This window comes from Lederbergia citri (assembly GCF_018343625.1).
In the GTDB taxonomy this organism is placed as follows: Bacteria; Bacillota; Bacilli; order Bacillales; family Bacillaceae_C; genus Lederbergia; species Lederbergia citri.
Genome location: NZ_JAGYPG010000004.1, coordinates 28754 through 52223, shown reverse-complemented (window position 1 = coordinate 52223; position 23470 = coordinate 28754). Strand labels below are relative to the sequence as shown.

Here is a 23470-nt window from a genome sequence, read left to right as displayed (position 1 = left end):
GTAAAGTTGACTTTGACCCGTTTATTTTATTGGCTTTTCCTTTATCGTAACCTAACTAGTTTACTGAAGACAAAAAACTATCTTCTTGATTCTCTTTTTCGAAAATAACAACTGAATCGCTCTCATTTTTCCGTGCTAATACCGGATATAGTATCCCTGTTAAAAGGGATTGTTTCATATGTTACATCCATTTATTCCGCGGAAAAGCAAGACCCCGGGGGTCAAAAAATCCCCCGAACCATTAGTCCGAGGGAACATAAAACACACATCATTATTCAACTAAAATACACTAAACTTACTGATACCAAGCTATTTCAACTCTATCGACGCCACGCACTCGACGTGCATTGTCTGCGGAAACATATCCACCGGCTGCACTTCAACCGTCTTATATCCCCCATCTTCCAAAATGCGCAAATCCCTTGCCAAAGTTGCAGGATTACACGAAACATAAACAACTTTTTTCGGTTTCATATTAATGATCGTATCAAGCAATGCTTGGTCACAGCCTTTACGCGGTGGATCGACTACGAGAATGTCAGCTTCAATACCTTGTTTGTACCAATTTGGGATAACAGTTTCAGCTTCCCCTACTGCAAATTCGACATTTGTGATGTCATTTAGTTCTGCATTTCTTTTTGCATCTTCAATTGCTTCAGGAACAATTTCTACTCCGTATACTTTTTTCGCTTTTTGAGCTAAAAATAATGATATTGTGCCGATTCCACAATATGCGTCAATAACAGTTTCTTCTCCTTTTAAACCCGCATATTCCAATGCTTTATCATAAAGGACTTTCGTTTGGTCTGGATTTACTTGATAAAAAGAACGCGCTGAAATAGCAAATTTGATGTCCCCTATGTAATCGTAGATCACTTCTTCGCCCCACAGAACCTTTGTTTGATCACCAAAAATTACATTCGTACGTTTTGAATTCACGTTTTGGACGATGGACTTAACACCTGGTATTGCTTTAATGATTTCCTCTATAATTTGTTTACTGTTTGGTAAATCTGTCGTACGGGTAATCAGTACAATCATCATCTCACCTGTCGTTTTACCAGTACGCGCCATTACATGCCGTAGCGTTCCTTTATGAGTTTGTTCATTATAAGCTTTTACACCGTACTTACTGCAAATTTCCTTAACCTTTTGTAGGATAACGTCATTTTGTTCCATTTGGATGAGACACTTTTCCATATCAATGATGTCGTGGGATCTTCTTTGATAAAATCCGCCAATTAGCCCACCTTCATGTTCTCCAATTGGAACTTGGGATTTATTTCGATAACGCCACGGTTCATCCATTCCTAACACTGGATGGATGGTTACGTTTTCGAGTTTTCCGATTCGTTCCATTACATCGCGAACTTGCTTTTCTTTTGCCTTCATTTGTCCTACATAGCTCAGATGCTGAAGCTGGCAGCCGCCGCACTCTTTATAAATCGGACATTCCGGCTCAACTCGAAACTTACTTTCTTCGTACAATTCGATTAAACGACCAAACCCGTAGCCTTTATTTAATTTCACGACTTTAATTTTCGCTTTTTCACCTGGTAAACCATTCGGAATGAAAAGAGGATATCCATCTACTTTTGCTACTCCGTTTCCGTCATGTGTCAGATCTTCAAATATAACATCTATATAATCATTTTTATTAACTGGTGCTTGAATTTTAGCCATTATTGTCTTCCTTTTCGATGCAAATTTACTTTTTTGATTGTAACATAATTTGCTTTATTCACATAAAAGAGAGGATATTTTATTTCTTCTTTATCGCAAAATAGCTTTGCAAGAAAAAAACAACTCCCAAACATAAAATGAAAATTTCATTTATTGATCCAAGAGCTCCGATAGACATAATAAACGTAATCGTAAATCCAATTCCAACAATTAAACATAAACTAATATAAATCATTCTCCAAGCTTTATTTTTAAGGAGAAAAGGCATAATTCCCATTATTAGTCCAAAAAGAAGAAGGACGATAATAATCGTTAATCCTGAATTGTCAGAAGAGGATTGATCATATCCTGAATTCAGTGCTTTTGATAGACCTGTTCCTATTAAGTACATTATTCCAAAGCCTATTGCTACAAACATTATTAATATACCTGCCACAACCCCTACTATCTTTGTAATCTTATATTCTTTCATTTTTCACCTCAAAGTTTATTTGTTTCATTATATTAATTATGTTATTTAACGATTAACCGAGTCGACATTTAAAGGTTTTTAAGGCATTCACCTTTTCCAATTTTATCCTAATTATTCATAATATAAAAGGATGAAATTATCAAGATATCATCCTCAAAATTCCTTATCTACTTAGATTGTGATAACCATCACAGTCTCAACAATGTCAAAAATTCTTCAAAATAAATAGGTCCATCTACATATATAGATGGACCTACCAAACTTAATTATAACTCTATTCTTTTTCCTTCTTCTTGTGAACGGGCCGCTGCCTCATTCACAGCCGTTAAACGAATAGCATCATCCTTCGTAATAGAAGGAGTGGTTCCATTCAAGATTACTTCTGTCCACTGTACCATTGGCATTGGTATGGCTGCAGGTGCTTCTGGTGTTTGCCAGCCATCGAAGTGCTTGCCGTTAACTTTTATACTTCCATCTTCAATTAATACTGTTCCCTCTGTACCATAAAGCTCAAGCTGAAATGGGCTACCGTTTGATACGAAGCTTGTTTCGATAATCCCTAATGCTCCAGATTCGTATTCTACTAGAACTACCGCATTGTCATCTACACCTAGGCCGTTTGTTTGCTGTAGTCTCGCTTGAACAGCGACAGCGTTTCCAGCTAGGCGATTCGTTAAATAAATTGGGTGAGCTCCAAGGTCGATCAAAGCACCTCCGCCAGCTTCTTCTTTATTGAAAAAGCGTTCTGGCAGCCAGCCGCTCGTTGCTCCTTCGTTTGGAACGGCTCCATTATGTGCGAATCGGCAGCGAATCGTGGTCAATTTGCCTAATTTTCCCGAATCCAACGCCTCTTGAGCATATAAATAATAGCTTTCTGTTAATCTAGGCAATGAAAGCATGAAATGAACGCCATTTGCTTCTACTGCTTGATAGATTTCTTCAGAATCTTCAACTGAAAAAGCTAATACTTTTTCAGAAAAAATATGTTTCTGATGATTAGCAGCGGCAATCATTACTTCTTTATGTAAACTTGTTGGAGTGCTAACTATGACGGCATCAATATCAGGGTTGGATAATACTTTTTCTAAATCACCTTCAAATGGAACTCCTAGCTCATCTGCCCACTTTTTCCCGCGTTCGGCATCCTCATCCCAAACCAATTGAATCGAAAGATTTCCATTATTTTTGGCATCTCTAGCGTAATCATCTGCATGAACATGCCATCTGCTTAATAAGGCAACATTAATCAAAACTTACACTTCCCTTCTATTATTGTGAATCCTCAAAAAAATGAGAATCATATAAAGATATTATATCTTTATATATGCTTGATGGGAAAAGATATGAAAATTATTTTTATCTATTAAAATTTTCGAATAACCTATTGTTTTAACAAAATTGTGTCGGGTAAATATGGCAGTATGAGGTGATGTAAATGGAAAAACTCCTATTGACAAAGGAAGAGATGACAAACCCAAATATCGTTCCTGAATGGGTAATAAGGGAATACAAGACCTTTCATAAAATCGTAACGAATAAAACATTTCCTTGCACATTCGGGATGGCGGGAGAAAAAAAAGGAGAACTTCGTTATTCATATATTTCTCATGATGATTGGTCCATCCTTCCTCAAACATTAGAAGCATTCATTTCTTTATTTGATTCTTCTAAACCATTGATTCGCCACGGCTTTTTTCTATTTGTAGAACCTGAACAGGAAGAACAATCTTTAGAATACTATCGTCAATATTTTTGGAAAATCCTTCAGTATTTGCATGAAGCAGATGAAAAACCATGGCCAGAAGATTTACCGAAAGACCCTGACCACCATCTATGGAATTTTATCTTTTCGGGAGAGCCGTTTTTTATCTTCGGAAATACACCTGCTTATAAACAAAGAAAAACGAGAGATTTAGGGAATAGCCTTATTCTAGGATTCCAACCTCGTAGAATATTTGAAGGTCTGGAAGGAACGTCAAAAGGCGGAATGATGTCCCGAGAAAAAGTAAGAGCTCGAGTAGAAAAATGGGATCGGTTGCCGAAGCATCCAAATATCAGTCATTATGGCGACCCCGAACATCGGGAATGGAAACAATTTTTTATCGGTGATGATGCAAAACCGATTGAAGGCGAATGTCCGTTTCATCATAAAGAAATGTAAAAACCTGTCTTATTTTGGACAGGTTTTTACATTTCTTCATTTTCCTTTGGAACTAAAGAAAATATTTCTTGACTCTCAAACGTTTCGATTAAACGAGCAAGCCATTTATAGTATTGAAGAATATAGTCTAATTTTTCTATATCAATTTTAGCCAGTTCCTTTACTTCCTCATTGGCATCATCATCTGAAAGGAGTTGTTTTAATTCTGACAAAGACTTTTGAATTGCATGGATATGCATCGAAATGGAGCTTTTCCACTTTGTCGAAAATAAATCAATAAAACTTTGATACCAATCTTCTTCTACTTGGTATAAGTCTTTTCGTACCCCTTTTTTCCAAACCCTTTCCACCATTTTTAAATCGGATAAGGACCTGACTGACATACTCATGCTTGTTTTGCTCATCCCTAGTTCTTCTTTCATTTCGTCAAGTGTGATCGGTTGATTATGAAAATACATCATTCCATATAACCTGCCCGCAGAAGGGGTAACACCATATAAGTGAATATTTTGTGCAATTGTTTCTATTATTCGCTCACGTGCTTTATCTAGTTGCTCTTTTCCTTCCACATAGTTCACATCCTAAAGAATAATCAGCTTCATTATTAGATTATAATCTATCGAGCGTAATGTAAAGAATCATTTGAGGAAGGAAAAGGGAGCATTCGAGAGGATTATTGCGTATAACAAAGAAATACTTTGTACAGTTTATTCTGTACGTACTATACACATTGAATATCAAGTCATATGGCGTTTGAGCTACCGGCTGTTATTCCTATAAACTTGTATAGGTAGCGAAGGAGTGAAGTCATGAAAGAAGTTATGTTACCGAAAAAAATCGAAGTGAAAAATGTTACGAAAATTTTCGGAAAAAGCATAAAAAGAGCGGCACAGTTTTTAGAAGAAGGAAAAAGTAAAAGTGAAATTCTTAAAATGTCGGGCGCAACCGTCGGAGTAAATAAGGCAAACTTTGATGTATACGAAGGTGAAATTTTCGTCATTATGGGTTTGTCAGGAAGCGGTAAGTCTACACTTGTCAGAATGCTAAATCGGTTAATCGAGCCGACTTTTGGTCAAGTTCTATTGGATGGGACTGATATTGTCTCATTAAATAAAGAACAATTACGCGAAGTGCGCAGGAAAAAGATCGGGATGGTTTTTCAGAAATTTGCTCTTTTTCCTCATCGTACGATTTTGGAAAATACGGAATACGGGTTGGAAATCCAAGGTTTTGCGAAAGACGTTCGTAAAAAAATAGCCAAGGATGCATTGAAGATTGTTGGTTTAGAAGGTTATGAAGATCAATATCCTAACCAATTAAGTGGTGGTATGCAGCAAAGGGTCGGCCTTGCAAGAGCCCTTGCAAATGATCCAGATATTTTGCTAATGGACGAAGCATTTAGCGCACTAGATCCTCTTATTAGAAAAGATATGCAAAACGAGTTGCTGCAATTGCATGATGAAATGGGGAAAACGATTATCTTTATTACCCACGATCTTGATGAAGCGCTGAGAATAGGAGACAGAATTGCTTTAATGAAGGACGGAGAAATTGTCCAAATCGGAACTCCTGAAGAAATTTTGATGAATCCTTCTAATCATTATGTAGAAAGATTTGTTGAAGATGTAGATCTTTCAAAGGTTTTAACAGCAAGCCATATTATGAAGCGTGCTGAAACAGTTCAGATAGATAGAGGACCACGAGTCGCTTTAAGATTAATGAAACATCATGGAATTTCCTCCATTTATATTGTCGATAAACAAAATCGTCTTCTAGGGGCGGTTACGGCCCAAGATGCTAATACTGCATCCGAGAAAAATCAATCTCTCCAAGATGTCCTCATTGAAAACATTACTACGATTGCTTCTGATACGTTGCTTACCGATCTTTTCAATGTTGTTTCCACTGCTTCCATTCCAGTTGCAGTAGTAGATGAAGAAAATCGCCTACAGGGGATTATTATTCGAGGAGCTCTGATTGGTGCATTAGCAGGAGATAATGATTTTATTAATGACCAAGATGATTCAATAAACTTGCAGGAGGTGAATTAAATGGGTGAATTTTTACCAAGAATCCCTCTTGCCTCTTGGATCGATCAGTTTCTTGATTGGCTCATTGCCCATTTCGGAAGCGTCTTTGATGGGATTACTACTTTTTTAGAAGGAATTGTAGATGGTATTGTGAATGGTCTAGGATTCATTCCTTCTATTATTCTCGCGGTTCTTTTTGGACTTGTAGCCTGGTGGGTTTCGAATAAAAAAATAGCCATATTTTCTATAATTGGTTTTTTAATCATCGATTATTTAGGTTATTGGAATCCAATGTTGCAAATGCTTGCTCTTGTCGTAACATCAGTCGTCATATCGATAGTCATTGGAATTCCAATTGGTATTTGGGCTTCACAAAAGGAATCGGTAAGGCGAATTGTAACACCTATTCTTGATTTTATGCAGACAATGCCGGCATTTGTTTATTTATTACCTGCGATTTTCTTTTTCAACATTGGCGTAGTGCCAGGAATTGTCGCTTCGGTTATTTTTTCAATGCCGCCTACGATTAGACTAACGATACTAGGCATCCGTCAAGTTCCTGAAGATTTAATCGAGGCGACAGAAGCCTTCGGATCTACGACAGGACAAAAATTAATGAAGGTCCAAATTCCACTTGCGATGCCAACGATTATGGCAGGCATTAACCAAAGTATTATGTTGGCATTATCAATGGTGGTGATTGCCTCAATGGTTGGTGCTCCAGGCCTTGGTGAAGAAGTGTACCGTGCAGTGACCCAACTGAAAACCGGTGTCGGTGTTGAAGCGGGGTTGGCCATTGTTATTGTCGCAATCATATTAGATAGAATTACACAACATGCTGGAAAGCAAAAACAAGGGGGAAATGAATCGTGAATATGTTAAAAAAGATAGCAGGATTAGGGGCAGCAGGAATTTTAGCAATTGGACTAGCGGCATGCGGAAGTGATAATGCCGATTCAAGTGGTTCGGGATCTGAGTCAGTCGGTAAAAGTGTTAAATATAAAATTACAGGAATTGACCCAGGAGCCGGCATTATGCAAGCGACAGAAGAAGCAATAAAGGAATATGAACTTGATAAATGGGAGCTTGTATCAGGCTCAGGTGCTGCAATGACTGCTTCTTTGAAAAAGGCGTATGATAAAAAAGAACCTATTATCATCACAGGATGGAATCCTCATTGGATGTTTTCAAAATATGACTTGAAATATTTAGATGATCCTAAAGGGGTATACGGCGGTGCTGAAGAAATCCATTCAATTGGCCGTCTCGGACTAAAAGATGATCATCCAGAAGCATATAAAGTTCTTCAACAGTTTAAGTGGGAAGATGCGGATATGGGTGCTGTTATGGTTGACATCCAAGACGGTGAAAAGCCTGAAGTCGCAGCCCAAAACTGGATTAATGAAAATAAAGAAAAAGTTGCCGAATGGACAAATGGCGTTAATAAAGTCAATGGTGATAAGCTGAAGCTAGTATACGTTGCATGGGACAGTACGATTGCGAGTACGAATGTCATGAAACTCGTTCTTGAGGATTTAGGATATGATGTTGCAATTTCACAAGTAGAAGCAGGTCCAATGTGGACGGCTGTAGCTGACGGAAGTGCAGATGCGTTACTGGCTGGTTGGCTCCCTGTTACTCACCAAACGTATGCTGAAAAATTTGAAGGTAAGTATGAAGACATTGGAACTAGCATGGAAAACGTAAAAATTGGTCTTACGGTTCCAGAGTATATGGATATCGACTCTATTGAAGATTTAAAGGAATAATAATTTCGAAGCCCCTCACGTGTAATGTGGAGGGCTTCTTGCCCTTTTTCGCGATTTGCGGTAACCTATTTACTAAATTACTTAAAAGGGTGTTTTTCATGGATTATAAAGCGATTATTTTTGATTTAGATAATACTCTATTAAACTACTCTGTGAGTGAATTGAAATCCATGCAAAGAACGGTCGAGGAGCATGGATTAATTGATAGGAAATCATTTACGTGGGACGAATTTTGGAATATCTATACTACGATCAATACAAATTATTGGAATGATCGTGTAAAGTCCAACTATTCGATTTATCAAGTTTTGGAGTACTCCTTTCAAGATACATTGAAAAATCTTAATCTAGATAGCTCCGAATCTAAGATATTGGCCAATTTTTACTGGGAAACCTTTTGTAACGCATGTGATTTCGAAGAACATGCTCAGGACCTGTTATCCCATCTACACGGGAAGTTTCGAATGGCGATTATTTCGAATGGGATTGGTGAAGCGCAGAGAAGCAGATTATCTGTAGGAGGAATTGATCATTATTTTGATGAATTGATCATTTCAGATGAAGTCGGCTACTGGAAACCGGATAAAGAAATTTTCGAAGAAGCTTTAAAGCGGCTGGATATTAATCGTACAGATGCTTTATTTGTAGGAGACTCACTCCACGACGATTATTATGGTGCTATGAACGCTGGAATTGATTTTTGTTTTTATAATCGACTAGGGCATACAGTTGAAAAAAATATACGCCCAAAATATATGATTGAAAATCTAAATAAATTAATGGCGATATAAAAAAGATCTCTTCTGTAAAAATCAGGAGAGATCTTTATTTATTTCTTTTAATACTTCACCAATTTTGCGATCATTGATTACAAGATCAGCATATATATCAAAGTCTGTCGGTTCCATATTTATAATCACGAGTTTTGCACCGTTTTGTTTGGCTATGATTGGAAACTGGTTAGCTGGAGTAACGGTCAAGGATGAACCGAGGACGATAAATAATTCCGCTTTTTCACTTTCTTCCGCTGCTTGATAAAGTGCCTCTTCAGGCAACATCTCTCCGAATAATACAACGGACGGTCGCAGCTTTCCTCCGCATTCACAAATGAATTCTTCATTCGCATATTTCTCATTTCCGTATTCTTTTCCACATGATTGACAATGAACTTTTTTCATCGTTCCATGGAGTTCTAATACGTTCTGACTGCCAGCTTCTGAATGAAATCCATCAATATTTTGAGTGATAATGCTTCTAATGAGACCTTTCTTTTCCCATTTCGCTAATATCTCATGACCTTGATGAGGTTTCGCTTCATTTAAGCCAAGCACACGATGACGGTAAAATTGAAAAAATTCCTCGACGTTTTTATTCAATGCTTCAGTGCTAGCAATCTGACTTGGATCTTTTTTCATCCATAATCCTTTTCCAGCAGAACGAAAATCCGGCAAACCACTCTCTGTCGACATCCCTGCTCCTGTTAAAATAACTGTATAGTTAGAGTCCTTCAGCCATTGTGATAACAATGAGAAAACCCCTTTCAGGTTTTACATCTATTATAACAAATTAAAAGACTGCTCCAATATAACGGAGCAGTCCCAACGATTATTCTATTGCACCTTCAACTTCTTTTACCATGCTGGAAACAGATTCAAGTCCGCCTCCAGATAAGTACCAGTAATCCGGATCTAAATAAATAATGTGGTCATTTTTAAAGGCATTAGTTTTTTCAACCATGTCATTCTCCACAATTTGTTTGCCTGACGATTCACCATCAACGGCTGCGCCTCTGTCTACTACGAATAAGTAATCAGGATTTTTTTCTACAATGTACTCAAAAGAAATGCTCTGTCCATGCGTTGACACTTCAATAGTATCGTCTACTGGAGCAAAACCAAACACATCGTGAATAATTCCGAATCTAGATTTAGGACCGTACGCACTTACCTTACCTTCATTTGCCAACACGACTAATGATTTTCCGTCCAGGCTAGATGCTTTTTCATTTAATGCTTTTATGCTATCTTCAATGGCAGAAAGTTCTTTGTTCACTTCATCTTCTTTATCAAAAATTTTGCCGATTGTTCTTGCGTTCGATTCGAATGATTCCATATACTTTTCAGTATCAACACCTAGGAAAATCGTTGGAGCAATAGCTTTGAACTCATCATATAGCTCCATTTGACGACCAGAGATGATAATTAAATCTGGTTTAAGAGAATGGATTTTTTCAAAATCAGGTTCTTTTAAGCTTCCTACATTCTCATACTTTTCATCCTCGTATTTTGCTAAGTATTTTGGTATATTTGCTTTTGGCAGTGCAATTGGTTCAATTCCAAGCTTATCCAGCGTATCAAGTGATCCGAAATCAAAGACAACTACTTTTTCTGGATTCTTTTTCACTTTCGTTTCATCTAGCTGGTGTTTTATCGTTAATTCTTCAGCGGGCCCAGCACCATTATTAGCATCGTTGTTTTTCTTTGCATCTGTTCCGCAAGCAGATATTATAATCATTAATGCTGAAATTACTAATATAGAGAAAACTTTTCTCATCACATTCACCTCTAAAATTTTTATGTAAAAATGATCAATGATAACCATTATCAATTAATCTCAAAAAAAATAAACTTATGCTCCTCCTCATTTACTTCACATGACAATGATATTCATTCTCAATTAGTAATATAACATAAATAATTTTATTTTCAAGTACAAAAGCGCAAGCGATTGTTTATCAACTTACAAACTTCAGGGATTTTGACTGAGATAAAAAGGAAACACGATAAGTCCGATAGGACGAATCGATGTTGATTTATAGTAATGAAAAGGACAAGAAGTTTGCTAGTTAGTAGGCGCTGGAGCTAGAAGAAAACTATTTTTATAACTCTATACACATCCTTTCAAATTTATAATTTTTCTTAAGCATTAAAAAATTCCTTGTCACAAATTAGACAAGGAATTTAGTGTTTCTTATTTTTTTGAAATTTCCTCTAACGGCTTCGCGTTTCCATAAGTAGGATACGGACGATTAGATGGGCTTACCCATTTCGCTGCATTCACAAGGACTTTCTGAATTTCTTTATTGTGATAAGTTGGGTACGTTTCGTGTCCAGGTCTGAAGTAGAAAATTTTACCGTTTCCTCTTTGGTATGTACATCCAGATCTGAAGACTTCTCCTCCCTCAAACCAACTTACAAATACAAGTTGATCCGGAGCTGGAATATCAAAATGCTCTCCATACATTTCTTCTTTTTCTAGTTCAATGTACTCGCCAATTCCTTCTGCAATTGGATGTGAAGGATCGACGACCCAAAGTCTCTCTCTATCATCAGCTTCGCGCCATTTTAAGTTACAAGTGGTCCCCATTAATTTTTGGAATATTTTCGAGAAATGTCCAGAGTGCAATACGACTAGACCCATTCCTTCTAAAACACGTTTATGTACGCGATTCACGATTTCATCAGAAACTTCGTGATGAGCCATATGTCCCCACCAAAATAGTACGTCTGTTTCATTTAGAACATCTTCTGTTAAACCATGTTCAGGCTCATCCAACGTCGCCGTTTTAACATCAAATCCATTTTCGGCAAGTGTCTTCGCGATAGTTCCATGAATGCCTTCAGGATAAATATCAGCAACGACCTGATTCTTTTTTTCATGGCGATTTTCATTCCAAACCGTAATCCTCATGTTTCTCTCTCCTTCATTATGTATTTAATCTCTAAATTAGAGCTTAACCGCTTACATACCCTAATATTGATAATATAGCAATTATGAGCTGGATGAACAAGGAAATAATTTTCGAAAAATAAGAAACAGCCTCTCTTATTATGAGGCTGCTTCATACTTTATCTTGTTCTCTAATTTTATCAATCGGTACGAAAACTTCTAAATGGCGGTAAAGATTAGAAAATTCCGCAGGCAATAACCCGCCATACTCACCGTCAATATTTAACTGCATTTTTTCTTTTGATTTAACTTTTATATGATTTGCTTTCGTATAAATTAAGTTCGGATCATTAATATGCTCTCCACGAAGGGCTAACGATGCAATTCGAATAAATTCCGCTAAGTTTGTTTTTTTCAAAATCATCAGTGTAAATAGTCCATCGTTGACAGAAGAATCGGGAGCCAATTTCTCAAAACCACCTACAGAATTGGTCAAGCCAATTAGGAATAGCATGATTTCACCTTCGAAAAGCTTCCCATCATACTCGATGCTAACTTCTGCAGCGTGGATGGAAGGCAGCATCTCTATCCCTTTTAAATAGTACGCAAGTTGTCCTAATACGGTTTTCAGCTTGCTTGGGACTTCATACGTCAACTCCGTTAGCCTTCCGCCTCCTGCGATATTAATAAAATAACTATCATTCATACGACCGATATCAACTGGAATGGTATCATTTTTGATAATCACATCAACAGCTGAATCAATATCCCTCGGTATATTTAAGGCGCGGGCAAAATCATTAGTCGTTCCCGTAGGAATAACCCCTAGTTTTGGACGGAAATCCTGTTCAGCCAATCCATTGACCACTTCATTGATTGTCCCATCACCACCCGCTGCAATCACGATATCATATTTACGCTCTACAGCTATTTTAGCAGCTTGAATGGCATCTCCCTCACCTGTTGTAGCATGACATGATGCCTCATAGCCAGCGCTCTCTAGCTTTTGTAAAACTTCCGCTAGATTTCGCTTAAAAATTTCCCGGCCTGAAGTCGGATTATATATAATTCTTGCTCTTTTCACATACTTCACCCCATCACCAAGAAATCAAAAATCGATTATGATCAATTAAGTATCCGGACATATCATACCTCTTTTTTTCAATAAAATCCAGAACACAGGACAAGAATGGGCCGGGATGATGGACAGGTTGTGAACTTTTTCGAACAGTTTTCTTGCTTAACTTGAGAATTTTGGATTGGGCTCTGAATTTAAATTTTCCTGTCCATTTGATGTATTTAAATGGATAGGAAACGCGGGGCTTTTTGGTTATCTGCCCTTAGAACGATCCAAACGGACAGAAAACGTGGGATTCTTTGGTCCATGGGCTCTTTGAACGATTCAAACGGACAGGAACATGGAATTCCTTGGTTCATGGGCTCTTTGAACAATCCAAACGGACAGAAAACCCGGAATCCCTTGGATCACGGGCTCTTTGAACGATCCAAACGGACACGAAACGCAGGTTTCCTTGGGTCATGGGTTGTTTGAATGCGGGATCCCTTAGTTCATGGGCTCTTTGATCGATCTAAAAGGACAGCGATGCTGCATTTCTCATGTTTGATAAGCACATTACGCTATTGATTGTTATCATAAACCTACATACTAATTTTACATGGTTGTTAAAACATTTATCGTTACCTGAAGAATTACTTATTCAATTTGAAGGTCACGATAAGTGCTTCATCGTGACCTCATAACCAACCTTTTCATCTTTCAAGGTCACGTTGAACCTTTCAACATGTCCGGATTGCCTTCATTTTTTACAATTTGGTCACGATGAAAGTTGTTTCCAAATTATCACCCAACATTCATCACTGACTTCAAAGAGCCTGCTAAAACTTTATTTTATATCAACGCCATCAGCATTCTTAATAACAATGGTATGCTTCCCTGAGCCAATTGTTTTACTTGCTGATTTGATTACATTATCATAATCGTTTTTCACATTCTTGATGTTTTCCCAATTTCCAACATCCAAATTACGGGAATTTTGAACATCAAGTGTGACGTTTGTATCCTTTGATACCATTATTTCCAAGTAACCACCATTTGCTACTTCCCAATCGGATTGCATATTCCGAGGTTTTAATGCCAATGAATTTCCTTTTCCATTGACTTCAAGATTCATATTTTCTGGAATTAGTAGAGTGGGTTCCATTTGACCGCTAAAACCGCTATAACGGTTGTACGGTATTTCTTTCAAACGTATATAAATCGTATCCCCTTGTTTTTCAACTAGCGCATAATCTGAAACGTCTTTTAATGGGAATCCTTTTTTAGCTACATCTCCTCTATACGTTCCAAACATCGTCATCGTTTTACTTGTTGTACTTTCAATTGTAACGGGGTATGGACCAGTATCGACTTGAACTCGTGTGATTCCATCAAGAATTGCCTCTTCGTATTTCGGTAAATCAACTGTTTTTACTTCAGCTGAAATGTGTTGCTTAGCCACGTCCAGAAGTCCAACAGTCTGCAGCAAGGCTACACCAAGTCCAACCGTTCCAATAAAACCGATAAAGATGATACTAATAAAATCATATTTTACATGGCTATTTTCTTTATTAAAAAGCGCCAAATATATAAGGATTTCAATCCCTAAAATAATGAATAACAATGGCCACCATGATAACAGGGCAACTGCGGGATCCCAATCTAGTACTTGCTGTAGAAGAAGGAACACGCCGAGGAAAACGAGTGCCCCTCCCATTGAAAAAGAACCTACTCTCCATGTTCTCATTCGTTATCACCTTCTTCTTTTTCAATCGCTACTTTCTTTCCAGACAATAATTTGATTCCGCCACCAATAAGTAAAATACAGAGCACCCCTGTTTGGAAATAGCGATAAAACCAAAAATTGATATCGACGTCTAAAAGTCTTTGAACATAAGGAGCTGCAATCGGCATGAAAATGTTTGTTCCTAGATAGTACACACCAAGAGCAATCAACCCAATCCCGACCCATTTTTGATGATTAATAAAGAACGACACGATTGGTACGTCTTCTTCAACTTCGTCAGTTTCTGCTCTTGATGCTTTTTGCAAGCCATCAAAGAAGCTGAAAAACCAGATAATCGGAACTACGAATAAGAAAATCCCGAGCCTTAACACATCAAGGATATAGATAGAAAATAGGAAGGCTGCCATTAACTGAATGCCGCGTTTTTGCAGTCCTAAGTACAGATGCCCCGCTCCAGGTATAATGGAAAGCAAAGTAGCAATCGCTTTGCTTTTTCTACCATCACTTGATCTATTTTCGATATCTTCTAATACAGATTTATCAACAAGTGTCTCTCCTTTTTGTTTGGCATCCAGAAGTCTTATCACATCAAAAAATCCGTAAATCCAAATGATTGGCAGTGTTGCTAGAAAAATAAGGAACTGTTCACGCCCAGTCATAGCAGTTACAAATACCACCATAATCGCCACTCCAAGGAAGGAAGCTAACAGTGTCATTCCGCGATAGACTAATCCTAGCTGGAAGTGGCCCAAGCCTGGGACGAAAGATAGTACTATTGTAAAAAATCGTTCAGAATCAATGGCTCTTTGTTCTACAGCCACATCCTCATTATTAATTGGCTGTTGATATAGTTTCGATGCGGTAACGACTGTATCTATAAAGTTGATAATGTACATGATTATACCGCCTATGGAGAATGCTGCAAAAATCCCTTCGTTCGACATTGCAGCCAACCCAAACGACAGTATTGGAATTCCAAAAACAGTAAATGTATAGAAAAACCCGCGCAAAACTTTTCCAAGGTACATTAAACCGCCGCCTGGAAAAAATGCGATCAAAAACGCGATAAATGGGTTTTTATTCATGACGATCCTCCTCCTTAAGTATCTCTTCGAATTTATTTGTAAAGGAATCTTGTTTATTTAAAAACGATTGAACGAATGAATCAGCTTGTTTTTGCTCATTATTTTCAAATGAACTCGCCATATTCATAAGCTGAGAAAACACTCCTGTAGACATTAAGACTAATGTTACTGCTGCTGCCACAAAATAGTTAAAAATTGTTTGTTTTTGAGAAATCTTTCTTTTTGGTTTGGTCGTTGGCTTCTTCAGCCCTGTTACTTGATGCATAACCGAATCCGTAAAGCTGGATGATTCAGCAATTTCCGGCATCTGGAATTCTGTCTCTTCCACCGCTTTTAAATAAAGCTCTAGACAGTGGTCACAGGTGTAAAGATGGTTTTCATATATTTCTCGTGTTTCTTCATTTAGCTCATCCCGAGCATATTCGAGCCAATTTTCATACGTCATATGATTCATGAAAAATCATCCTCCTTCCAGTGCTTTTTCATCCATTGTCTTGCACGATAAAGCCTTACTTCGACTGTTTTGGGCTGCACTTCTTCTTTTACCGCTATTTCTTGATAAGTCTTTTCTTTTATGTAAAAGTCTTCGACGACGGAACGATAATTTTCTGGCAGCTCCTTAATCCTTTTTCTTAAAAGTTCTCTTTTTTCTTTATTAATAACTAATAGCTCTACACTTTCCGAAGGTGGAGCATGGCCAGTTTCATCATACTCCACTTGCTGGTTTTCCTGCCTTCTCACTTGCTTTCTTTTTATATCAATCGCATGATTAACAGCAATTCGAGTGATCCACGTCTTAAATCCTTGCTTCTTATATTGGGGGAGAGAAGTATAGATTTTGAGGAACACTTCCTGCGCTGCATCTTCAGCATCTTTTTCATTGCGAAGAACGCCGTATACTGTATAAAATATATGGTTTCGATATTTTTCTACGAGAACGCGAAACGCATGGTCATTACCATTTTTTATTTTTTCAATGAGCACATCATCCAAACCTTCTCTCCCCCCTTTCCGCTTGCATCCTAATAGACGTTGAACACAACATCAGACCCTACACATTTTTCTAATTAATTTTATCATGGAAGGGCAAGCGTATTTTCTTTATCTTGATTAAACCCGTAATTTAATAATGAAATAGAATCTGACCACATGGATTCTTTTCCAGAATGAAGTACAACGGCAATCAGCTTTTGATTTCCCCTTTTTGCAGACGATACTAGACAATATCCCGCCTGGTCAGTGAATCCTGTTTTTAGACCTGTCGCATCTTTGTAAAAATAGTGGCTATTAGGATTTAAAAGCTGATTCCGATTTTGGTATGTATGAGTCTTTGTAGAAAAGAATTGCCTACTTACGAGCTCGCTGATTACCTTATTATGCTTCGCTTCTTTAGCAATTAGCGCAATATCGTAAGCAGTAGAAAAATGATTTTCATCGTGTAGACCATGTGGATTTACAAAGTGTGAATGAACCGCTCCAATTTCCTTTGCCTTTTTATTCATTAAATCGGCAAAATACTGAATAGCTTCAAGTTCATTCATTTTCTTGTCTTGATTAGCCGTATATATCGCTATTGACCTCGCCGCATCATTTCCTGATTGTAAAAGCATAGCTGCGAGCAGTTCCTCAACCGTTTGAACTTGTCCTTCGAATAAACCGGCACGTGCCTCGCCTTCCATTTGTAAATAAACTTCTTTGCCAATCTTCACTTTATCGTTAGGTGCGCTTCTATCAAGTACAACCAAAGCTGTTAATAGTTTCGTTGTACTTGCCGGATACAATTTTTCATTTTGATTTTTAGAAAAAATAATTTCCCCGGTATTTTCATCCAAAAGGACAGCAGCTTCCCCTGATATATGTACCGGTGAATGCGTAAACGACATGATGATTTGATCTTTTTTATGATAAGTAAACATCGCTAAAAGAATAATAATAAGTAAAATAGCACTTCGTTTCATGGAATTCACTCCTACATATCGCATATCTATAACTAATAGACGCGGAAAAAATGCCTACCCCTACACTTTAAAAGGAAATTTATATGAATTTGTAGAATTATAGTAGAAGAACTTTTTAGAGAGGATCGAAAATATGAATATTAAAAAAGCCATGCTAGGGGGCATGGTAATCGCAATCATCAGTATGATTGGAAATTATTTGTTTTTTGTCAGTAAACAACTGAAAGAGCCAATCATGTTGAAACATTATTATGACACCCAGGTTAGAGTTGATAGCATGCTCCAATTTCAATATTTGACAAATCGAAATGATGATATTGGAATTGCTTGGTTTACGATTCCTGACTCGGAGATAGTGTTGCCAGTGTATTCAGATGAAACATATGATACATTTAAACATCATAAACTAAAGATGGTACATATGAATGTAACCGAAGAGCTTGAAGAGATAATGAAAAATGGGGAACTACAGCTAACGGAAATAGAAGCACATTTTACTAATGGGGAAATTCAATTAATGGAAATTGGAGATGTGATTCTTCGTAAATACAAAGAAAACAAAACCCCTTTCGACTTTAGTGCCAGTGGAAGTTCATCGGATCATACTGGATATACAGTAGCAGTTGCCAAAAAAGATGTGAATATCACGGATTTTGAAATTCCGTTTGCGGATAAATTTGAAAAGGCAATCAAGATTTATATAGGAGAAAATCAAAGAACTCCTGAAAATCATTCAGATATCGTACCAAAGGGGGAGCTCCTAACTAAAGATTCCTTTCCCATACAAAAGAAAAAAGGCGATTACTTATCAATGGAATATCAAATAAAGTTTGATCATGATGATAAAAATAAACTTCATTTATATACCTTTGATATTAAATTGATTGGTAATGATGATGAAGGCAAAACATTTTCATTCCTAGATACGATTTACTATCAACCAGAAATGACCGAAGAAGACATTGCGGTGATTGTACAGGGGGAAAAATAATGATAGACATCGCAAAAGCCTTTACGAAAATCTTTTGGGGATTCATGATCGTATTTTTAGACTTAAAAATCAATCAATTCGATCTATTACCGGATTTCATCGGTTATTTTATCGTAGTGTCCGGTTTAATTGATTTAAGCACATTTTCTTTTTATTTTAAAAGAGCTAATATTTACGCAATCTTTTTAGGATTAGCATCTATACCCACTTATTTTATTGGAGAAATCAATATTTTGGGAGGTTTCATCCCTTCTACATCGACCATTTTGATTCTTGCAACATTATCTATAATGACTTTGATTCACCTTGCTCTTATTTATTATTTATTAATAGGTTCCATAGAACTGGCGAATCAACATAAAAAGGAGTCGCTGGCCTATACTACTAAAAACAATCTAAAGATTTATATTATTGTTGTACTCGGCGTTGCGGTTCTAACACCATTCGCTTTAAATATTTCGGAAACAGCAGCACTCACTTTGATTACAATAGGATCAATTGCCTCATTTGTAGTGGAAATCATGATCCTCATTCTAATATGGCAATATCGCAAAACCTTCAACAATATGCAAGATTAGAAACCGGTAGGCATCGTTTTAACGATGCCTACCGGTTTTTTAAACCTCAAAATCAACTATGATCGGAAAATGATCACTAGGGAATCTTCCGTCTACTTGATCATTTACAATTTTAAGAGTACCTACTTTTACATCTCCACGATATAAAATCCAGTCGATCCGTCCTTCTCCTCCGGTCGGATCATTAAAGTTATTAAAGCTGCCCAATTCCTCATTCATTCGTTCTGAGGCAGTTCCCCATGTATCGATGAAATTCCCTTTTTTCAAAAAGGCTTGATGTGTATCCGTTTCAGCTAAAGTGTTAAAATCTCCTGTAATAAATAAAGGGATAGAGGAGTCAAAGGCATCTGATTGCTTTACAATCAACTCAGCACCCTTTACTCTCGCATTCTCAGAAATATGGTCCAAGTGAGTGTTCAAATGATAGAAGGATTGATTCGTCTCCTTATCGAGGAAGCGAATCCAAGTGGCCATCCGCGTACAATCATTTCCCCATGTACTTGAGGCTACCACGTTAGGCGTATCAGATAACCAAAAATGATCGTATTCTATCACCTCAAAACGGCTTTTTTTATAAAATATCGCCATAAACTCACTTTTGCTTCCACCTTCTCGTCCTAAACCAATCCAATTATAATCCTCAAGAAGATAATCCAAATCCTGCACTTGATTGAATTTACATTCCTGGGTACCAATAATATCAGTAGATTCTCTTACAATTAAATCCCTGATCAGTTCTTTACGTTCCTCCCAAGAATTAGGCGGTGGATCACAGTCATTGCGGACATTGTAAGTCATGATACGCAAATTCATCAGAAAAGCCCCTTTCTGTTTATGTATACGATTGCAATTATAGCATGTCTTTATGAAATTTTAGTGTTGTTGAAGTTCCTATATGCAAAAATTGAGTTAATGATGCAAAATACAATTACTGTAATAAACAAATAGGTATTTGTAATATCTACTGCATTTAATTCATCAGCCACATATCCTAACAGAATCAAGTTTAACATGGAGATTATGGCACAAATAAAACTAATTAAATAAACAGAAAAAGTGTTAATGAACTTTTTGAAAAAAACTACACAAATAAAAATACCTATTGAAACTACTGTCAAAAATACAAACTCATATTTAACAAAATTAAATGCTTCAATTAGATACATCATTCGATATCTCCTAATATAATATTTTCCTACATTAATTATGACGTAAAGTATTTGATTAAGTTTTATATTGTAGAAAAATAAAAAAATCCATCTTGGTTTAGATGAATTTTTAAAACAACTTTATTCCGCGATCTTCTAAGAAATGTATAGAGTCCACCAATGCCTCGGAATCTATTTGATAAACCTCCCGCACTAGCTTCACCCATTTTTCAATATCATTCATTTTGACCTCACTAATATTTCGAAAGGTCATGATCTTCATGGAATTATTACGCAAATAATAGCATTGATGACCATTAAAACGAACGGCCGTAATTCTTCTCATTGTAATATTATCATCACTGTCCAAATACGATGAGCGAATATCTTCCGTTATGTCCGTTTCCGAAAGCGGCTTCCAGATAATTTGTTTTTTCACAAAGGATTTGCCGTTTGATCTGCGGTCGATTTCATATGTATCCGAGCTAAGTTTTGTAAAAATAATTTCTTCCCCGAAACCATGCATATGATGTATTGATTTAGCTTCCAACTCGACTGGCTTCATAATCGGCGACCCATAGCCTACATCAACATAATATTTTTTATCTTGAAGCACTACCATTATGGCAAGATGGCCGGGTTCTACTTTTACAAGATAGCAATCATAACCTAGCAATGCTAGTAATCTCCCAAAGTTCATATTAAGGGTATAGCATGTCCCTCCCCAACCTTTTCCAATCATATTTTGAACGAAAACTGAGAGGGGTGGAATATAGTCCGGAGCCAATGAAAAATATTGAAATTTACTAAACGTTTCATATGGAACGAAAGCTAGATGGTGTTGAATGAGGCGCTGCAAATAATTTAGATTCGGTTCCTCTCGTGTTAAGCGTAAATGCTGTAAATATTGATTTGCAATTTGCTCCATCATTCAACACCTCGATCTTATAAAAGTCTATTTTTAATGCTATTATATACATCGTCCCAAACAGTAGGATCTGTTACATTTCTTTTCATCATTTGACTATACATTTCACTTTGTTTTTCAGCAAAGCTTTCATCTTCCTTATTAGGAAGCTTGGAACGTTGTTCTTCAACATATCGCTGTTGCCTTTCTGACCTTGGTCCCCAAACGGCACGTTCATTGCCATTTTGGTCGATAAAAATGAAAATAGGGATTGCTCTTGATGTACCATTTGTTAAATATTGGTCCATGAGCTCCAAGTTTTGATCACGGAGCAACATCCGAACTTCTAGTCCAGTTTTTTCGGCTAATTTTAATAAAATGGGAACATTAAGCATGGCATCTCCACACCAATCCTCCGTAATGACAATAACGCGAAGTTTTTCATCTTTTAAATTGGCTAAAGATGCTTCATCGCCTGCCGAAATTTCAAACTTCTGAAGAATTGCTTGCAAATTTTCTTTGTGTTTTTCCATAGAATTTATGTATTCTTCTGATGTCATTCCTTTATTAAACCAATCCACTAAGTTCATATTCATGCCTCTTTTCTTTTATTGTTGCCTATTATTATATACTAGGTTTACTTTTCATTCAGCTTAGAGGCTTTGTTGATAAAATTGCATCAACTCTCTGTAGTTGCTTAAATTCGTGGATAATTTCTTTCAAGCACCGTGAAAATCATTTTCACAAAAAAAATAGGCACCCCTTTTACGGAGCACCTATCTTCATCTTATCGTTTATCGATTTCTTGTTTTAATAATTTATTAACCATAGGCGGGTTAGCCTGGCCTTTTGTTGCTTTCATGATTTGACCGACTAGGAATCCAAGTGCACGGCCTTTTCCATTTTTATAATCTTCGATGGATTGTGGGTTGGCGTCCAATGTTTCAGTTACGATGGCAAGAAGTGCTCCTTCGTCTGAAATTTGAACTAAACCTTTTTCTTTTACGATTGTTTCTGCGTCGCCGCCTTTTTCAACGAGCTCGCGGAATACTTGTTTCGCAATTTTGGAAGAAATCGTTCCATCTTCAATCAATTTGATCATTCCTGCTAATCCAGCGGGCGTTAAGGCAGTTTCATGCAGTTCCTTCTGTTCAGAATTCAAGTAAGCAGAAACCTCACCCATCATCCAGTTGGAAGCCTGCTTCGCATCTGCTCCTTCAGCAAGCACCGCTTCAAAGAAATCGGACATTTCTTTCGTTAACGTAAGGACCATCGCATCATAAGCAGGGAGACCCAGTTCCTCAACATAACGTTTTTTACGTGCATCCGGAAGCTCTGGAATTTCCGCACGAACACGAGCCTTCCACTCATCATCAATATATAATTGAACGAGATCTGGCTCAGGGAAGTAGCGATAATCTTCCGCTCCTTCTTTGACACGCATTAGGATTGTTTCACCAGTAGCTTCGTCAAAACGACGAGTTTCTTGCTGGATCACTCCGCCTGATAAAAGAACCTTTTCCTGGCGTTTTTGTTCAAACTCTAAACCTCTGCGCACAAAGTTAAAAGAGTTTAAGTTTTTCAATTCTGTCTTGGTTCCAAACTCTTCTTGTCCAACTGGGCGTAAAGAAATGTTGGCATCACATCTTAGAGAGCCTTCCTCCATTTTAACATCAGAAACTCCTGTATATTGAATAATGGATTTCAGTTTTTCTAAGTAAGCATACGCTTCTTGAGGAGAGCGTATATCAGGTTCAGACACAATTTCGATTAATGAAGTTCCCGCACGGTTTAAGTCGACGAGTGAACCATCTTCTTTATGCGTTAATTTACCAGCATCCTCTTCAAGGTGAAGACGTGTGATGCCGATTTTCTTTTTAACTCCGTCCACTTCAATCTCAATCCATCCATGTTCACCGATCGGTTTATCGAATTGAGAAATTTGATAAGCTTTCGGATTATCTGGGTAAAAATAATTTTTACGATCAAATTTTGTTTCCGTTGCGATTTCACAATTTATAGCCATTGCCGCTTTCATCGCATACTCTACTGCGCTCTTGTTCAGTACTGGCAAAACACCAGGATACCCAAGATCGATAACAGTCGTGTTGTGATTTGGCTCAGCCCCAAAGTGGTTCGGAGCAGGTGAAAATACTTTTGATTTCGTTTTGAGTTCTACGTGGACTTCAAGTCCGATTACTGTTTCAAAATTCAT

At 37.2% G+C, this 23470-nt stretch carries 24 protein-coding genes; 7 read left to right on the top strand and 17 right to left on the bottom strand.

Going from position 1 to position 23470, the window contains the following annotated elements:
- Positions 1-309: 309 nt before the first annotated feature.
- From rlmD to KHA97_RS19855, 3 genes are all read right to left on the bottom strand, one after another.
- A complete protein-coding gene (rlmD, locus tag KHA97_RS19865; RefSeq protein WP_213126544.1) occupies positions 310-1683 on the bottom strand; it encodes a 23S rRNA (uracil(1939)-C(5))-methyltransferase RlmD in 1374 nt (457 codons plus the stop codon).
- A gap of 79 nt (positions 1684-1762) precedes the next feature.
- Positions 1763-2155 (bottom strand): hypothetical protein, encoded by a 393-nt coding sequence (locus KHA97_RS19860; protein WP_213126543.1) that lies wholly within the window; start codon positions 2153-2155, stop codon positions 1763-1765.
- A 266-nt stretch (positions 2156-2421) separates the two neighbouring features.
- Complete coding sequence (locus KHA97_RS19855; RefSeq protein WP_213126542.1) at positions 2422-3405, bottom strand: Gfo/Idh/MocA family protein; 984 nt, start codon at positions 3403-3405, stop codon at positions 2422-2424.
- Between the two features lie 185 nt (positions 3406-3590).
- Here KHA97_RS19855 and KHA97_RS19850 point away from each other — a divergent pair, with 185 nt between their 5' ends.
- Complete coding sequence (locus KHA97_RS19850; RefSeq protein WP_213126541.1) at positions 3591-4316, top strand: YqcI/YcgG family protein; 726 nt, start codon at positions 3591-3593, stop codon at positions 4314-4316.
- A 26-nt stretch (positions 4317-4342) separates the two neighbouring features.
- Here KHA97_RS19850 and KHA97_RS19845 read toward each other — a convergent pair whose 3' ends face one another.
- Entirely contained in the window at positions 4343-4885 is a 543-nt protein-coding gene (locus tag KHA97_RS19845) for a GbsR/MarR family transcriptional regulator (RefSeq protein WP_213126540.1), read from the bottom strand.
- A 240-nt stretch (positions 4886-5125) separates the two neighbouring features.
- Between KHA97_RS19845 and proV the strand changes: the two genes are divergently transcribed.
- The 4 genes from proV to KHA97_RS19825 all read left to right on the top strand — a co-directional run bounded on the left by proV (position 5126) and on the right by KHA97_RS19825 (position 8906).
- A complete protein-coding gene (gene proV / locus KHA97_RS19840; protein WP_213126539.1) occupies positions 5126-6367 on the top strand; it encodes a glycine betaine/L-proline ABC transporter ATP-binding protein ProV in 1242 nt (413 codons plus the stop codon).
- A complete protein-coding gene (locus KHA97_RS19835) occupies positions 6368-7219 on the top strand; it encodes an ABC transporter permease (protein WP_213126538.1) in 852 nt (283 codons plus the stop codon).
- 2 nt (positions 7220-7221) lie between these two features.
- A complete protein-coding gene (locus tag KHA97_RS19830) occupies positions 7222-8115 on the top strand; it encodes a glycine betaine ABC transporter substrate-binding protein (RefSeq protein ID WP_213126866.1) in 894 nt (297 codons plus the stop codon).
- Between the two features lie 98 nt (positions 8116-8213).
- Complete coding sequence (locus KHA97_RS19825; protein ID WP_213126537.1) at positions 8214-8906, top strand: YjjG family noncanonical pyrimidine nucleotidase; 693 nt, start codon at positions 8214-8216, stop codon at positions 8904-8906.
- Between the two features lie 21 nt (positions 8907-8927).
- Here the strand turns inward: KHA97_RS19825 and KHA97_RS19820 are convergent, their stop codons facing one another.
- The 9 genes from KHA97_RS19820 to KHA97_RS19780 form a co-directional block, all read right to left on the bottom strand.
- Complete coding sequence (locus KHA97_RS19820) at positions 8928-9641, bottom strand: NAD-dependent protein deacylase (RefSeq protein ID WP_213126536.1); 714 nt, start codon at positions 9639-9641, stop codon at positions 8928-8930.
- 79 nt (positions 9642-9720) lie between these two features.
- Positions 9721-10668, bottom strand: coding sequence for a siderophore ABC transporter substrate-binding protein (locus KHA97_RS19815; RefSeq protein WP_213126535.1), 948 nt, complete (start codon positions 10666-10668; stop codon positions 9721-9723).
- Positions 10669-11085: 417 nt separating this feature from the next.
- The gene (locus tag KHA97_RS19810) at positions 11086-11805 is read right to left on the bottom strand and encodes a ThuA domain-containing protein (RefSeq protein ID WP_213126534.1); all 720 of its coding nucleotides are present in this window, start codon (positions 11803-11805) and stop codon (positions 11086-11088) included.
- A gap of 151 nt (positions 11806-11956) precedes the next feature.
- Entirely contained in the window at positions 11957-12868 is a 912-nt protein-coding gene (locus KHA97_RS19805) for a diacylglycerol kinase (RefSeq protein ID WP_213126533.1), read from the bottom strand.
- Positions 12869-13688: 820 nt separating this feature from the next.
- Complete coding sequence (locus KHA97_RS19800) at positions 13689-14588, bottom strand: hypothetical protein (protein WP_213126532.1); 900 nt, start codon at positions 14586-14588, stop codon at positions 13689-13691.
- Positions 14585-15673, bottom strand: coding sequence for a hypothetical protein (locus tag KHA97_RS19795; protein WP_213126531.1), 1089 nt, complete (start codon positions 15671-15673; stop codon positions 14585-14587). The genes KHA97_RS19800 and KHA97_RS19795 overlap by 4 nt, the downstream gene beginning before the upstream one ends.
- A complete protein-coding gene (locus KHA97_RS19790) occupies positions 15666-16127 on the bottom strand; it encodes an anti-sigma factor (protein ID WP_213126530.1) in 462 nt (153 codons plus the stop codon). The genes KHA97_RS19795 and KHA97_RS19790 overlap by 8 nt, the downstream gene beginning before the upstream one ends.
- Positions 16124-16666: an RNA polymerase sigma factor gene (locus tag KHA97_RS19785; RefSeq protein WP_213126529.1), complete on the bottom strand. Its 543-nt coding sequence runs from the start codon at positions 16664-16666 to the stop codon at positions 16124-16126. The genes KHA97_RS19790 and KHA97_RS19785 overlap by 4 nt, the downstream gene beginning before the upstream one ends.
- Positions 16667-16749: 83 nt before the next feature.
- Positions 16750-17631 carry a D-alanyl-D-alanine carboxypeptidase family protein gene (locus tag KHA97_RS19780; protein WP_213126528.1) on the bottom strand — a complete coding sequence of 294 codons (882 nt, stop codon included), beginning with the start codon at positions 17629-17631 and terminating at the stop codon, positions 16750-16752.
- Positions 17632-17764: 133 nt separating this feature from the next.
- Here KHA97_RS19780 and KHA97_RS19775 point away from each other — a divergent pair, with 133 nt between their 5' ends.
- Positions 17765-18622 (top strand): hypothetical protein, encoded by an 858-nt coding sequence (locus tag KHA97_RS19775; RefSeq protein WP_213126526.1) that lies wholly within the window; start codon positions 17765-17767, stop codon positions 18620-18622.
- Positions 18622-19200 (top strand): hypothetical protein, encoded by a 579-nt coding sequence (locus KHA97_RS19770; protein ID WP_213126524.1) that lies wholly within the window; start codon positions 18622-18624, stop codon positions 19198-19200. The genes KHA97_RS19775 and KHA97_RS19770 overlap by 1 nt, the downstream gene beginning before the upstream one ends.
- Before the next feature lie 39 nt (positions 19201-19239).
- Here the strand turns inward: KHA97_RS19770 and KHA97_RS19765 are convergent, their stop codons facing one another.
- The 4 genes from KHA97_RS19765 to gatB all read right to left on the bottom strand — a co-directional run bounded on the left by KHA97_RS19765 (position 19240) and on the right by gatB (position 23470).
- Positions 19240-20013 (bottom strand): endonuclease/exonuclease/phosphatase family protein, encoded by a 774-nt coding sequence (locus tag KHA97_RS19765; RefSeq protein ID WP_213126522.1) that lies wholly within the window; start codon positions 20011-20013, stop codon positions 19240-19242.
- A gap of 465 nt (positions 20014-20478) precedes the next feature.
- A complete protein-coding gene (locus tag KHA97_RS19760; RefSeq protein WP_213126520.1) occupies positions 20479-21276 on the bottom strand; it encodes an arylamine N-acetyltransferase in 798 nt (265 codons plus the stop codon).
- A 17-nt stretch (positions 21277-21293) separates the two neighbouring features.
- Positions 21294-21845 (bottom strand): thioredoxin family protein, encoded by a 552-nt coding sequence (locus KHA97_RS19755; RefSeq protein WP_213126517.1) that lies wholly within the window; start codon positions 21843-21845, stop codon positions 21294-21296.
- A gap of 197 nt (positions 21846-22042) precedes the next feature.
- Positions 22043-23470 (bottom strand): Asp-tRNA(Asn)/Glu-tRNA(Gln) amidotransferase subunit GatB, encoded by a 1428-nt coding sequence (gatB, locus tag KHA97_RS19750; RefSeq protein ID WP_213126516.1) that lies wholly within the window; start codon positions 23468-23470, stop codon positions 22043-22045.